The 14,515-nt window shown below is 37.3% G+C and carries 11 protein-coding genes; 9 read left to right on the plus strand and 2 right to left on the minus strand.

Features of this window, described 5'->3' with window-relative positions; translation table 11 throughout:
- Positions 1-211: 211 nt before the first annotated feature.
- The 9 genes from DQN23_RS03905 (at position 212) to DQN23_RS03945 (ending at position 11,595) form a co-directional block, all read left to right on the plus strand.
- Entirely contained in the window at positions 212-3,319 is a 3,108-nt protein-coding gene (locus DQN23_RS03905) for a DNA polymerase III subunit alpha (RefSeq protein WP_111712772.1), read from the plus strand.
- Between the two features lie 90 nt (positions 3,320-3,409).
- Entirely contained in the window at positions 3,410-4,426 is a 1,017-nt protein-coding gene (gene pfkA / locus DQN23_RS03910) for a 6-phosphofructokinase (RefSeq protein ID WP_020916607.1), read from the plus strand.
- Positions 4,427-4,507: 81 nt separating this feature from the next.
- Positions 4,508-6,010: a pyruvate kinase gene (pyk, locus tag DQN23_RS03915; protein ID WP_020916608.1), complete on the plus strand. Its 1,503-nt coding sequence runs from the start codon at positions 4,508-4,510 to the stop codon at positions 6,008-6,010.
- Positions 6,011-6,235: 225 nt separating this feature from the next.
- Positions 6,236-6,793, plus strand: coding sequence for a signal peptidase I (gene lepB / locus DQN23_RS03920; protein ID WP_043895016.1), 558 nt, complete (start codon positions 6,236-6,238; stop codon positions 6,791-6,793).
- Positions 6,794-7,001: 208 nt separating this feature from the next.
- Positions 7,002-8,816 carry a glutamine--fructose-6-phosphate transaminase (isomerizing) gene (gene glmS, locus DQN23_RS03925; RefSeq protein ID WP_020916610.1) on the plus strand — a complete coding sequence of 605 codons (1,815 nt, stop codon included), beginning with the start codon at positions 7,002-7,004 and terminating at the stop codon, positions 8,814-8,816.
- A 98-nt stretch (positions 8,817-8,914) separates the two neighbouring features.
- Positions 8,915-9,247, plus strand: a complete 333-nt coding sequence (locus DQN23_RS03930; RefSeq protein ID WP_058813865.1) for a zinc ribbon domain-containing protein YjdM — start codon at positions 8,915-8,917, stop codon at positions 9,245-9,247.
- A 198-nt stretch (positions 9,248-9,445) separates the two neighbouring features.
- Positions 9,446-10,087 (plus strand): amino acid ABC transporter permease, encoded by a 642-nt coding sequence (locus DQN23_RS03935; protein WP_020916612.1) that lies wholly within the window; start codon positions 9,446-9,448, stop codon positions 10,085-10,087.
- An 11-nt stretch (positions 10,088-10,098) separates the two neighbouring features.
- Entirely contained in the window at positions 10,099-10,728 is a 630-nt protein-coding gene (locus DQN23_RS03940; RefSeq protein ID WP_020916613.1) for an amino acid ABC transporter ATP-binding protein, read from the plus strand.
- A 24-nt stretch (positions 10,729-10,752) separates the two neighbouring features.
- Entirely contained in the window at positions 10,753-11,595 is an 843-nt protein-coding gene (locus DQN23_RS03945; RefSeq protein WP_058813866.1) for an amino acid ABC transporter substrate-binding protein, read from the plus strand.
- Between the two features lie 168 nt (positions 11,596-11,763).
- Here DQN23_RS03945 and DQN23_RS03950 read toward each other — a convergent pair whose 3' ends face one another.
- Both DQN23_RS03950 and DQN23_RS03955 read right to left on the minus strand, forming a co-directional pair.
- Complete coding sequence (locus tag DQN23_RS03950) at positions 11,764-12,969, minus strand: cation diffusion facilitator family transporter (protein WP_111712773.1); 1,206 nt, start codon at positions 12,967-12,969, stop codon at positions 11,764-11,766.
- A gap of 175 nt (positions 12,970-13,144) precedes the next feature.
- A complete protein-coding gene (locus tag DQN23_RS03955) occupies positions 13,145-14,473 on the minus strand; it encodes an alanine/glycine:cation symporter family protein (protein ID WP_020916616.1) in 1,329 nt (442 codons plus the stop codon).
- Between the last annotated feature and the right edge of the window lie 42 nt (positions 14,474-14,515).

Here is a 14,515-nt window from a genome sequence, read left to right on the forward strand (position 1 = left end):
TAACCCCTTTCTATTAAAATTTAAAGAAGTCTTAATTGTCTTAATTAGAAGAAGTCTTGAAAGAAGTCTTGTACTAAATAAATGGTACAAAAATAAGTTTGAAATGTCAAGAAATCAATCATTGAGACATCTAATTTCGGGTTAAAGTCAAATGACCACCATTTTTAGTGTATAATAGATACAGAAATCAATCGGAGAAAGGAGTGCTTTTATGTTTGCCCAATTAGATACCAAGACTGTTTATTCTTTTATGGATAGCTTAATTGACTTAGAGGGCTATGTCAAAGAAGCAAAAGTATTAGGCTACCAAACCATTGGGATTATGGACAAAGATAATCTCTATGCCGCCTTTCATTTTATTACAAAAGCTAAAAGCGAAGGCTTACGCCCTGTTTTAGGTCTTGAGTTGACGCTTATTTTACAGGGAAATCTTTCCTTAAGTGTGTACCTAATTGCGCGTGATACGACAGGTTACAAAAACTTGATGAAAGTGTCTAGCTGTCAGATGACCTCTGGGATTCAGCTAGAGGATTTAAAGGATTACTTGTCAGGCTTAGTGGTTATTATCCCGTATTTTGATGGTTTAGAGAGCCTGTTGCTTCCTTTTGAGTATTATATCGGAGTAAATGTCCACTCAGAAGAAAAGGATTATGCCAAGCCTTTAATCCCACTCCATACAGTACGGTATTTTAATACTAACGAAGTCGAAACGCTTCACATGCTTCATGCTATTCGAGATAATATTAGCTTGAAGGATGCGCCGGCTGCACCGCAAGGACAGCAGTTGATGGCTTGTGATATCTTAACACAAGCTTTTGAGCAAAAATTTCCACAAGCTCTAGAAAACTTAGAAAAATTAGTCGCTGATATTCACTATGACTTTAATAGCGAACTAAAATTACCACGCTTTAATCGTCAAAAACCTGCGCAGGAGGAATTGATAGAATTAACTGAAGCAGGGCTTAAGGCTAAAAATCTTTGGTTGCCAGAGTACCAAGAACGATTAAGAAAAGAACTTTCAGTCATTCACAAGATGGAATTTGATGATTACTTCCTTATCGTTTGGGATTTGTTGCGTTTTGGTCGCAGTCGAGGCTATTACATGGGAATGGGACGCGGTTCTGCTGCGGGAAGTTTAGTTTCCTATGCTCTTGATATTACTGGTATTGACCCAGTGAAGAACAATCTGCTCTTTGAACGTTTTCTAAATGAAGAACGGTATAGCATGCCTGATATTGATATTGACCTACCAGATGTTTATCGTAGTGAGTTTCTTCATTATGTTCGTAATCGTTACGGTAGTCTTCATTCGGCTCAAATTGTGACTTTTTCAACTTTTGGTGCTAAACAAGCTATTCGTGATGTTTTTAAACGATTCGGTGCACCAGAGCATGAATTGACTAATATCACTAAAAAAATCAGTTTTAGAGATAATTTGACTACAGTTTATGAAAAGAACTTATCTTTCCGTCAAATTATTAATTCTAAAATCGAGTATCAAAAAGCCTTTGCGATTGCCAAACGTATCGAAGGAAATCCTCGGCAGACTTCAATTCACGCCGCTGGTGTCGTTATGAGCGATGACAATCTGACCGAGCATATTCCATTAAAAGCTGGCGAAGATATGATGATTACACAATATGATGCGGCTGCGGTTGAGGCTAATGGTCTTCTTAAAATGGACTTTCTTGGGCTTCGTAACCTTACTTTTGTGCAACGCATGCAAGAAAAGGTTGCTAAAGAATGTGGTATCACAATTGACATCAAATCGATTGATTTAGAAGATCAGCAAACCCTAGCTTTATTTGCTGCAGGAAAGACAAAAGGAATTTTTCAATTTGAACAAGCTGGCGCCATTAATCTGTTAAAACGTATTAAACCACAAAAATTTGAAGATATTGTGGCAACAACGAGTTTGAACCGTCCAGGGGCTAGTGATTACACCGAAAACTTTATTAGACGTCGTTTTGGACAAGAAGCGATTGACTTGATTGACCCTCTGGTGGCAAAAATATTGGAACCAACCTATGGCATCATGCTTTATCAAGAGCAAGTGATGCAGATTGCACAGGTCTATGCAGGATTCACTCTGGGGAAAGCGGATTTGTTGCGTCGTGCCATGTCTAAGAAAAAGGCAGAAGACATGCAAAAAATGGAAAGCGAGTTCTTAAAAGGTGCACAGGCTCTTGATCGACCGCTTAAAACGGCTAAAGATTTATTTTCTCGCATGGCTAAATTTGCTGGCTACGGTTTTAATAGAAGTCACGCCTTTGCTTACTCAGCATTAGCTTTTCAACTAGCTTACTTTAAGGCACACTATCCTGCAGTTTTTTATGATATCATGCTGAATTATTCAAGTGTTGATTATATTACGGATGCTATGGAATCAGAGTTTCGCATCAAGAAAATCGACATCAATACAGTGCCTTATAACGATAAGATAGCTGATGGTCAAATTTATCTTGGCTTGAAAAATCTACGCGCACTTCCACGTGATTTATGTTACTGGATTATTGATCATCGACCATTTTCAAGTATTGAGGACTTCTTGACCAAGTTGCCTGAAAATTACCAGAAGAAGGAACTTATCACACCATTGGTTGAAGTCGGTGCTTTTGATAATTTTGAAAAAAATCGCCGCAAGATTATTGAAAATCTGGAACCTCTTTTCATATTCGTTAATGAACTAGGTAGCCTTTTTGCCGAAAATTCTTATAATTGGATTGAAGTAGAAGACTTTCCAAATACTGAAAAATATCGTCAGGAACAGGGATTACTTGGAGTAGGAATCAGTCCACACCCACTTCTTGAAATTGCCAAGAACTCATCTGTTGCTTTTACGGCTTTAGCCGATTTGCATGAAAATACTGAAGCGACTATTCTTGTTGAATTAAGTAAGATTCGTGTGATTCGAACAAAAACCAAGGGTGAGCAGATGGCTTTTCTGAATGTGACAGACACACAGAAAAAATTTGACGTCACTCTCTTTCCAGAAGTCTTCACACGTTATAAAGACGAATTGCAAGAAGGGAGATTTTATTATTTAACTGGTAAGATTCAGAATCGCAACAATCGTTTGCAGATGGTGTTAAATCATGTTCAAGAAACAAGTAGTGAACGCTTGTGGTTATTACTTCCAAATCATTTACATGATAGAGAAGTTTCAAAAATCTTGGCACAATATCCAGGAAATATTCCCGTGATTTTGCATTATCAAGATAGTAAGCAAACCTTGCAAAGTCAGAGACATTTGGTTAAAAAGGACGAAGAGCTTTTACAAGCTTTAACTCCATATACAGTGAAAGCGATTTATCAATAAAAATTTAGTAAAAATAAAATAAAGTAAAGCTTTTTACAAAGTAATGTGCTATAATAAGACCGTTAGATTAATAAAAGGAGTATTAGCAAAATGAAACGTATTGCTGTTTTGACTAGTGGCGGCGACGCTCCTGGTATGAATGCTGCTGTTCGTGCGGTTGTTCGTAAAGCAATTAAAGAAGGAATGGAAGTCTTCGGAATCAACCGTGGTTATGCTGGTATGGTCGATGGCGACATTTTCCCATTGGATGCTCAAAGTGTTTCAAACATTTTGTCACATGGTGGTACTTTCCTTCAATCAGCTCGTTACCCTGAGTTTGCAACTCTTGAAGGACAACTTGCTGGTATCGAACAACTTAAAAAACACGATATCGAAGGTGTCGTTGTTATCGGTGGTGACGGTTCTTATCACGGTGCTATGCGCTTGACAGAACACGGATTCCCAGCAGTTGGTATCCCAGGTACAATCGATAACGATATCGCTGGTACAGATTACACTATTGGGTTTGATACAGCTGTAAACACAGCTATGGAAGCTCTTGACAAAATCCGTGATACATCTTACAGTCACAAACGTACATTTGTTGTTGAAGTAATGGGACGTAACGCTGGTGATATCGCTCTTTGGGCAGGTATTGCTGCAGGTGCTGACCAAATCATTATTCCTGAAGAAGAATATGACATCAACGAAGTTGTTGCAAAAGTTAAAGATGGTTACGAAAACAAAGGTAAAGAACGTCACCTTATCGTTCTTGCTGAAGGTGTAATGCATGCTGAAAAATTTGCAGAGTTGATGAAAGAAGCTGGTGATACTAGCGACCTTCGTGCAACTAACCTTGGTCACATCCTTCGTGGTGGTGCCCCATCACCTCGTGATCGTGTTCTTGCTTCTTGGATGGGTGCTCACGCTGTTGAATTGCTTCAACAAGGTCGTGGTGGACTTGCCATTGGTATCCACAACGAAGAATTAGTAGAAAGCCCAATTCTTGGTACTAAAGAAGAAGGTGCTCTATTCTCATTGGCAGAAGATGGTAGCATTATCGTCAACATGCCACACAAAGCACGTCTTGACTTTGCTCAATTAAATCGAGACATTGCTCATTTGTAATATAGTATATTATTAGATTAAAAATTATTGTTATTAATAGTCGTTCATTCGGCTTAAAAATAAAGGGAGTTTCATATTATCATGAATAAACGCGTAAAAATCGTTGCAACACTTGGTCCTGCGGTTGAAATCCGTGGCGGTAAAAAATTCGGTGAAGATGGATATTGGGGTGAAAGCCTTGATGTTGAAGCATCAGCACAAAAAATCGCTCAATTAATTAAAGAAGGTGCAAACGTCTTCCGTTTCAACTTCTCACACGGTGACCATGCAGAACAAGGTGAACGTATGGCAACTGTACGTCGTGCCGAAGAAATTGCTGGACAAAAAGTTGGTTTCCTTCTTGACACTAAAGGTCCTGAAATCCGTACTGAACTTTTTGAAGGCGAAGCTAAAGAATATTCATACAAAACTGGTGAACAAATCCGTGTTGCTACTAAACAAGGTATCAAATCAACTCGCGAAGTTATCGCTTTGAACGTTGCCGGTTCCCTTGACATCTACGATGACGTTGAAGTTGGTAAACAAGTTCTTGTTGACGATGGTAAACTTGGTCTTCGTGTTGTCGCTAAAGACGATGCAACTCGTGAATTTGTTGTTGAAGTTGAAAACGATGGTATTATCGCTAAACAAAAAGGTGTAAACATTCCTTACACTAAAATCCCATTCCCAGCTCTTGCTGAACGTGATAACGCTGATATTCGTTTTGGTCTTGAACAAGGTCTTAACTTCATCGCTATTTCATTCGTACGTACTGCAAAAGACGTTGAAGAAGTTCGTACAATCTGTGAAGAAACTGGTAACGGGCACGTTCGTTTGTTCGCTAAAATCGAAAACCAACAAGGTATCGAAAACATCGACGAAATCATCGAAGCTGCTGATGGTATCATGATCGCTCGTGGTGACATGGGTATCGAAGTTCCATTTGAAATGGTTCCAGTTTACCAAAAAATGATCATCACTAAAGTTAACGCAGCTGGTAAAGCAGTTATCACAGCAACAAACATGCTTGAATCTATGACTGAAAAACCACGTGCAACTCGTTCAGAAGTATCTGACGTGTTCAACGCTGTTATTGATGGTACTGACGCAACAATGCTTTCAGGTGAATCTGCAAACGGTAAATACCCAGTTGAAGCAGTTCGTGCAATGGCTACAATCGATAAAAACGCTCAAGCTCTTCTTAACGAATACGGACGTCTTGATTCATCATCATTCGCTCGTACTTCTAAAACAGAAGTTGTTGCTTCTGCAGTTAAAGATGCAACAAGCTCAATGGATATCAAACTTGTAGTTGCTCTTACTGAATCTGGTAACACTGCTCGTCTTATCTCTAAATACCGTCCAGATGCTGACATTTTGGCTGTAACATTCGACGAAAAAACTCAAAAATCATTGATGATTAACTGGGGTGTTATTCCAGTCGTAACTGAAAAACCTGCATCAACTGATGACATGTTTGAAGTTGCTGAAAAAGCTGCTCTTGAATCAGGATTGGTTCAATCAGGTGATAACATCGTTATCGTCGCTGGTGTTCCTGTCGGTTCAGGTGGTACAAACACAATGCGTATCCGCACTGTAAAATAACCTAAATAATAAAAAGCCTATCATATCAAGCTTTACAGCCTGTGTGATAGGGCTTTTTTTATGTCAAAATGGTGGCGAGGGGCACAGAAGGGGCAAATATTATCATTTTTTATTCTTTTATCTAGATAAAACAAGGCTAATTTACTTACTTTGTGTCAAAAGTCACACGCCTACTTTTTTTATGTTCAGAAACATGATATAATAGAACAAAGAATAGGAGAAATTATGGTTAAGCGCGATTTTATTCGAAACATTATTTTAGTCTTAATTGCTATTTTAGCGATATTCTTGTTGAGGATTTTTGTCTTTTCAACATTTAAAGTGCATGAGGATGCCGCTAATTCATACCTATCAAATGGTGATGTCGTAGTTGTTAATCGAAATCGAGAACCACGCTATAAAGATTTCATCGTTTACAAGAAAGATGGTATTTTTTACATTAGTCGTGTTGTCGCAACAGCTGGACAAAGTGTGACTGTAATGGATGATATTCTTTATGTTAACAACAAAGTAAAAAAAGAACCGTACATTAGCAAGATAAAATCCGAATATTTGTCAACTTCGGATACCCAACAGCCATTTACTTCTGATTTTTCTGTTAATACTGTTTCTAATGGTAAATACAACGAAGTGCCAAAAGGGTATTATCTAGTCTTAAATGATGATCGTCAGAATACTAATGACAGTCGTAGTTTTGGACTAATCAAGGAAAGTCAAATTCGTGGTGTTGTTACTTTCAAAGTTTTACCACTTAATCAATTTGGATTTATTACAGCAGAGTAGTTTAGCTACTCTGTTTTTTGTTGGTTTCATTTTTCTTTTATACTAAAAAAGAATTGGTATAGTATATTTTATACCAATCTTTCTGTTGACAAGGTAAAATTAAAGTTATATACTGTTGCTGTAGGGTTTTGGTAGGTCTTTATTAGACTATACCAATTCAAAAAATAAGAAAGAGATAATAGGTTTTTCCTATTAAAGGTAAAAAAATATGTGTGGTATTGTTGGTGTTGTTGGAAACAAAAACGCAACAGACATCTTAATGCAAGGTCTTGAAAAATTGGAGTACCGTGGTTACGATTCTGCAGGAATTTACGTTACTAATGGTGTTAATCAAGGTCGCTTGATTAAATCAGTTGGACGTATTGCTGATCTTCGTGCGAAAATCGGAATTGATATGGCTGGTTACACTGGTATTGGTCACACCCGTTGGGCAACTCACGGTCAACCAACTGAATTGAATGCTCACCCACATACATCTGAAACTGGACGTTTCGTCTTGGTTCACAATGGTGTTATTGAAAACTATCTACAAATTAAAGAAACATATCTTTCAAATCACCATCTTAAAGGTGAAACTGATACTGAAATCGCTGTTCATTTAGTTGGTGAATTTGTTGAACAAGGTTTGTCAGTTCTTGAAGCTTTTAAAAAAGCTTTGAAGATCATTGAAGGTTCATATGCGTTTGCTTTGGTTGATGTTGAAGATCCTGATACTATTTATGTGGCTAAAAATAAATCACCTCTTTTGATTGGCTTGGGTGACGGATACAACATGGTATGTTCAGATGCTATGGCTATGATTTGCGAAACTAGCGAATTTATGGAAATCCATGACAAGGAATTGGTTGTTTTGACAAAAGATTCTATTTCAGTTATGGATTATGATGGCAATGCTATCGAACGCGCTTCTTACACAGCTGAACTTGACTTATCTGATATTGGTAAAGGAACTTATCCTTACTATATGTTAAAAGAAATTGATGAACAACCAACAGTTATGCGCAAGTTAATCACTGCTTACACAGATGACAATAATCAAGTCACTGTTGATCCTGAAATTATCAAAGCTATTCAAGAAGCAGACCGTATTTACATTTTGGCTGCCGGAACATCTTACCATGCTGGTTTTGCTTCAAAATCATTCCTTGAACAAATGACTGACACACCAGTTGAACTTGGTATTGCATCTGAATGGGGCTATAACATGCCTTTATTGAGCAAAAAACCACTTTTCATCATGATTTCACAATCAGGTGAAACTGCTGATAGTCGTCAAGTTTTGGTTAAAGCAAATCAAATGGGCATTCCTAGCTTGACTATTACAAACGTTCCAGGTTCAACATTGTCACGTGAAGCAACATACACTATGCTTTTGCATGCAGGACCTGAAATTGCAGTTGCTTCAACAAAAGCTTACACAGCTCAAGTTGCTACATTGGCAATTCTTGCTAAAGCAGTTGGTGATGCTAATGGCAACAAAGTAGCAGCTGATTTTGATGTTGTTCACGAATTGGCTATTGTTGCACAATCTATCGAAGCAACACTTTCTGAAAAAGATACGATTGCTGAAAAAGCAGAAGTACTTCTTAAAGAAACTCGCAATGCCTTTTACATCGGTCGTGGTTCAGACTACTATGTTGCCATGGAAGCTAGCTTGAAATTAAAAGAAATTTCATACATTCAATGTGAAGGCTTTGCAGCTGGAGAATTGAAACACGGTACAATTTCATTGATTGAAGAAGGTGTGCCTGTTATTGCACTTATCTCAAGCAACCCTGTTCTTGCATCACATACACGTGGTAATATCCAAGAAGTTGAAGCACGTGGAGCAAGCGTTCTTACAATTGTTGATGAAAGCCAAGCTCGTGAAGGAGACGATATCATCGTAACAACTGTACACCCATTCTTGTCAGCTATTGCAATGGTCGTACCAGCACAATTGATTGCTTACTACGCAACACTTCAACGTGGTTTGGACGTTGATAAACCTCGTAACCTTGCGAAATCGGTTACTGTGGAATAATACTTGCCAAAATTTACTTTTTAAGGTAGAATGGATAATGTAACTTTTAACTTTATGATAGTAATAATGTTATAGCTATTTTTTGATAAGGAGAAATGATGTCTTTACCAAATTGTCCAAAATGTAACTCTGAGTATGTTTACGAAGATGGATTAATGTTAGTTTGCCCAGAGTGCGCTTATGAATGGAACCCAGCTGATTCAGTTGAAGAAGATGGCTTGGTTGTTCTTGATAGCAACGGAACTTGTCTTGCTGACGGTGACAGTGTTACTATCGTTAAAAACTTGAAAGTAAAAGGTGCACCAAAAGATCTTAAACAAGGAACTCGTGTTAAAAACATTCGTCTTGTTGAAGGTGACCACAATATTGATTGTAAAATTGATGGTTTCGGTGCTATGAAATTAAAATCAGAGTTTGTTAAAAAATTATAATGACATTAACGCTATGAGCTTTGCTCGTAGCTTTTTTTATATTTAAAGATAAAGTTTACATAAATATAGTTATGTCGTATCATATCATATCGTCTTATTTTTATAAGATCAAATGATAAAATATTCTTCTTTGCTCCCCAATTGTTTGAAAATTTGATATAATACTATAATAGTAACAAATTCTTTTTAGGAGATAACATGTCATATATTTCACAAGTTCTGCCTAGCTTGTTAGATGGCGCTGCGGTAACTTTGCAAGTTTTCTGTATTGTTATTGTGCTTTCCATTCCGATTGGCGCTATCCTTGCTTTTTTGATGCAGATTAAATTTAAACCTTTGCAATGGTTGTTGACATTATATGTATGGATTATGCGTGGAACACCATTGCTATTGCAACTTATTTTCTTCTACTATGTTTTACCAAGTGTAGGAGTGGTTATGGACCGTATGCCAGCAGCTATTTTGGCATTTACCTTGAATTATGCAGCTTATTTTGCTGAAATTTTCCGTGGTGGGATTGCTGCTATTCCTAAAGGTCAATACGAAGCTGCAAAAGTCTTAAAATTAAATCAGTTGCAAACTATTCATTATATTATTTTGCCACAGGTTTTCAAGATTGTTTTACCAAGTGTTTTCAATGAAATTATCAACCTTGTCAAAGATTCTTCACTCGTTTATGTTCTTGGGGTTGGTGATTTGTTGCTTGCAAGTAAGACAGCTGCTAACCGTGATGCGACACTTACACCGATGTTTGTGGCAGGGGCTATTTACTTGCTTATGATTGGTATTGTTACCTTGATTTCTAAACAAACTGAGAAAAAATTTGATTATTATAAATAAGAGGTGACCAGATGTTAGAATTAAAAAATATTTCCAAACAATTTGGTCAAAAGAAGATTTTTGATCATTTTAATTTAACAATTGAAGATGGTAAAATTTTGTCTCTTGTAGGGCCTTCAGGTGGTGGTAAAACCACTTTGCTACGTATGCTTGCTGGTCTTGAAAAAATTGATTCGGGTGAAATCATCTATAATGGTGAAGTTGTTCCAATCGATCACTTAGAGACACTTAACTTGCTTGGTTTTGTTTTCCAAGATTTTCAATTGTTCCCACATTTGTCTGTTTTAGATAATTTGATTTTGTCACCTGTTAAAACAATGGGAATGACAAAAGAAGCGGCAAAAGAAAAAGCACTTGGTCTTCTTAAACGTCTTGGTTTGGGAGAACATGCGGATGCTTATCCTTACTCATTATCAGGTGGGCAAAAGCAACGTGTCGCTCTTGCTCGTGCGATGATGATTGACCCTCAAATTATTGGTTATGATGAACCAACTTCAGCGCTTGACCCTGAATTGCGTCAAGAAGTTGAAAAATTGATTTTACAAAACCGTGAAGCTGGAATGACTCAGATTGTGGTTACCCATGATTTACAATTTGCAGAAACGATTTCAGATTACATTTTAAAAATTAATCCAAAATAACAGAAAGTCTCATTAGGTGTCTTTATGAAATTGAAAAAACTTCTTTTAAGTGCTATGGCGCTTGTTGCGACAGTTAGTTTAGCTGCTTGTGGGTCATCGTCATCAAAAAAAGTTGCTAAGACAGACCAATGGAAAACTTATCAAAAAGATGGTAAGATTACGATTGGTTTTGATAACACTTTTGTACCAATGGGGTACGAAGATGAAGATGGCAAAAATGTTGGTTTTGACATCGATCTTGCCAATGCCGTCTTTGAACAGTATGGTATTAAAGTGAAATGGCAATCAATCAACTGGGATATGAAAGAAACTGAATTGAATAACGGTACGATTGATTTGATTTGGAATGGTTATTCTATTAGTGATGAGCGTGCCGAAAAAGTTCTCTTTACAAATCCTTACATGGTTAATGAACAAGTGCTAGTCACTAAAAAATCTTCAGGAATTACAAGCTTTGCAGGGATGAAAGATAAAGTTCTTGGTGCACAATCTGGCTCATCTGGTTATGATGCTTTCAATGCAAAACCAAAAGTCCTGAAAGATATTGTATCTGGTGATGATGCGACACAGTATGAAACTTTCACACAAGCCCTTATTGACCTTAAAAACGATCGTATCGATGGTCTCTTGATCGATAAAGTTTACGCTAATTATTACCTTGAACAAGAAGGTGAATTAGATAACTACAATATCATTGCTAGTGAGTTTGACGGTGAAGATTTTGCTGTAGGGGCTAGAAAAGCTGATAAAACACTGGTTAAGAAAATCAATCAGGCTTTCCAAAAGCTTTATCAAGAAGGTAAGTTCCAAGAAATTTCAAACAAATGGTTTGGTGATGATGTAGCAACTGATGCTGTTAAAAAATAAATTAAAAGAGTTCTAAGTAGTGATACTTAGAACTCTTTTTAGTTTTCATCTTTTTTCTTGATTATCAATATAATCGTGCTATATTATAAAATAATTAACCAGTTAATTAAAATAACTGATTAATTCTAAGCATCTAAAAAGCCAGGAGTATTAATCCTTGTTTTGCGGTTAATCTTGAGAATTTGTTGCTTGTGGAGTGATCTGGTGGAAGACAAGGAACCAGTTTTCCTTGTGGCGCCAGATACTTGTATGAGTCATATTATCGAGCTTGTAAGTGATAAGCTTTGTTTTTTGACTGATAGATGTCATTTCAAAATCTTCGATCTTACTCATGTAGTGTCTTTTTCGAGCAGTCATTTCAGATTTGTTATAGGAATGACCGTCAACATCGATAAGGTAGAAGTCATCTGAGATAAGGTTTTCGTAATCTGGAATCTTAGCGAGAATGGTTTTTTCGGCTTTATAAAGCTTTTTATAGACATTATCCCAAATCTCATCTTCAGGGATTGCTCCTGGTTCAACGTGAACATCAGTATCGTAAACAGAGAATTCTTTACGAAGGATTTCTTCGATTTGTTCAGTGACCTCGTGGCTTTCGTAAACTGAGAGGCCAGGATTCATCTCAACAACGATATCAAGGTAAATATTGCTTCCATACGAGCGACCACGTTGTGATTTGACATTTGAAACTTTTGGTAATTTGAGGATAGCTTCTTTGTATTTTTGGAGTTCTTTTTGATCAAAGCCATCTGAAAGGCTAAAGGCACTCTCGATAAAGATATCGTAGGCTGTTTTCAAAATGAAGTAAGTAATAACGATGGCAGCCAATCTATCAATGATGACTAAGTTAAATGAAGCTGCGAGGATGGCTACAGAAGTACCGATAGAAGTGACAGCATCAGAAAGGTTATCTTTTGATGCAGCTAAGAGTGCGCTTGATTTGACACGTTGTGAAAGGCGTTTATTGTGAAGGTAAACACCGTACATTATCGCTGCAGAGATGACTCCGACAACGGCGCCTTCAGGATCAAGAGGTGTCATGCTACCTGAGATGATTTTTTCAATGGTTTGAAAGAGAACTTTAAAGCCAATGTAGAACATGATGAAAGAAGTAATCAAGCTTGATAAATCTTCCATTTTCCAGTGACCAAAGCGGTGATCTTCATCAGCTGGTTTGCTCGCCAAATGCAGTCCGATTAAAAGCACAACATTTCCGAGAATATCAGACAAGTTGTTAAAACCATCAGCGATTAATGACGATGAATTCAAAAAATAACCAGTGATTAGCTTTAATAAGGTGATGACCATGTAGGCAACAATACTAACAATTGGCCCTCGTTTTGCTAAGCGTAGGTTTTCTTCTGGTGTTGACATAAGAAATGCCTCCTTTGTTCAAATGAGGTTATAAATGTATCAGTAGATTATGTTAAATTTGAGCTACCTTTTATTATATCACTAAAATGCCTTGTTTGGCACAGAAATCCCGTTAATAAGCGATTTCTTTAAGGGTAAAAACAAGAGATTAGGATAATCCCTAATCTCTTGTTTTTTAATGTGTATCGAAATAGCGTTTTGTTTCTTTGATAATAATTGGTGAAAGGGCTAGTAAGGCAATCAAGTTTGGAATTGCCATCAAACCGTTAACAATATCAGCGATAACCCAGATAGTTTCAAGGCTAATGTAACCGCCAAGAGCGACCATAGCGATAAAAATGATACGGTAAACTGGAATAGCTTTGACACCAAATAGGAATTCAAAACAACGTTCTCCGTAATATCCCCAACCAAGAATTGTGGTAAAGGCAAAGAGAATTAAACTGAATGTCAAGGCATAGACACCAAAGTTTCCAAAGACAGTTGAGAATGCTGATTGTGTCAGAGTTGCACCGTTAAGATTGCTTGACCAACCACCAGTAACAATAATTGAAAGTCCTGTTAGGGTACAAATAATGATGGTATCGATGAACGTACCGGTCATAGAAACAAGACCTTGTTCAACAGGTTCATCAGTTTTCGCAGCAGCAGCAGCGATTGGTGCAGAACCAAGCCCAGATTCATTTGAGAAGATACCACGTGCAACACCAGCTTGGATAGCTGTGATAACAGTTGCTCCAGCAAAACCACCAGTTGCTGCTTTTCCAGTAAAGGCTGATTTAATAACCAAAGCAATACTTGGAAGAATTTGGTTACAGTGGAAAGCAAGAATTGCAATTGTTGCTAGAATGTAAATGATTGCCATAAATGGAACAATTTTTTCAGCAACTTTTGAAATTGATTGAATACCACCGAAGATGATAATGCTGACAAGGACAGCCAAGACAATACTGATGATTTTTGGTGACCAGCCAACAGTGTTGCTAAGTGAATCAGTGATTGAGTTAACTTGTGTGAAAGTCCCCGAACCAAACAAGGCAACCGTTACCCCAAAAATTGAGAAGGCAACGGCCAAAGGTTTCCAACGTTTTCCCATCCCATTAACAATGTAGTGCATTGGACCACCAGAAATTTCACCATTTGCATCTGTTGTACGGTATTTGATGGCTAAAACACCTTCAGCATATTTTGTAGCCATTCCAAAGAATGCGGCCATCCACATCCAAAGAAGTGCCCCTGGACCACCAAGTTTGATGGCAGTTGCGACACCGACAATATTACCAGTACCAACAGTTGCTGCAAGAGCAGTAGCTAGTGCAGCAAAACTTGAAATATCCCCTTTACCTTTTGCTTCAGATTTAAAGATTAGTTTTAAGGCCTTTGGGAGGCGAAAAACTTGCAATAATCCTAAGCGAGAAGACAAATAAATTCCTGTTCCAACAAGAAGAACAAGAAGAGGTGGTCCCCAGACTAGACTGTCTAAAGACGATAGAAAATTATACATAATTAAACTCCTAAATCAGTCATAGTACTGTAATCATTGGTT

The sequence above is a fragment of the Streptococcus lutetiensis genome (assembly GCF_900475675.1).
GTDB lineage: Bacteria > Bacillota > Bacilli > Lactobacillales > Streptococcaceae > Streptococcus > Streptococcus lutetiensis.

Excerpts from the sequence above, each read along its gene's own strand:
- DQN23_RS03945 (WP_058813866.1), top strand. The coding sequence starts at position 10,753 with ATGAAATTGAAAAAACTTCTTTTAAGTGCTATGGCGCTTGTTGCGACA.
- DQN23_RS03955 (WP_020916616.1), bottom strand. The coding sequence starts at position 14,473 with ATGTATAATTTTCTATCGTCTTTAGACAGTCTAGTCTGGGGACCACCT.
- DQN23_RS03940 (WP_020916613.1), top strand. The coding sequence starts at position 10,099 with ATGTTAGAATTAAAAAATATTTCCAAACAATTTGGTCAAAAGAAGATT.
- DQN23_RS03950 (WP_111712773.1), bottom strand. The coding sequence starts at position 12,969 with ATGTCAACACCAGAAGAAAACCTACGCTTAGCAAAACGAGGGCCAATT.
- lepB (WP_043895016.1), top strand. The coding sequence starts at position 6,236 with ATGGTTAAGCGCGATTTTATTCGAAACATTATTTTAGTCTTAATTGCT.
- DQN23_RS03930 (WP_058813865.1), top strand. The coding sequence starts at position 8,915 with ATGTCTTTACCAAATTGTCCAAAATGTAACTCTGAGTATGTTTACGAA.
- DQN23_RS03935 (WP_020916612.1), top strand. The coding sequence starts at position 9,446 with ATGTCATATATTTCACAAGTTCTGCCTAGCTTGTTAGATGGCGCTGCG.
- pfkA (WP_020916607.1), top strand. The coding sequence starts at position 3,410 with ATGAAACGTATTGCTGTTTTGACTAGTGGCGGCGACGCTCCTGGTATG.
- pyk (WP_020916608.1), top strand. The coding sequence starts at position 4,508 with ATGAATAAACGCGTAAAAATCGTTGCAACACTTGGTCCTGCGGTTGAA.
- DQN23_RS03905 (WP_111712772.1), top strand. The coding sequence starts at position 212 with ATGTTTGCCCAATTAGATACCAAGACTGTTTATTCTTTTATGGATAGC.
- glmS (WP_020916610.1), top strand. The coding sequence starts at position 7,002 with ATGTGTGGTATTGTTGGTGTTGTTGGAAACAAAAACGCAACAGACATC.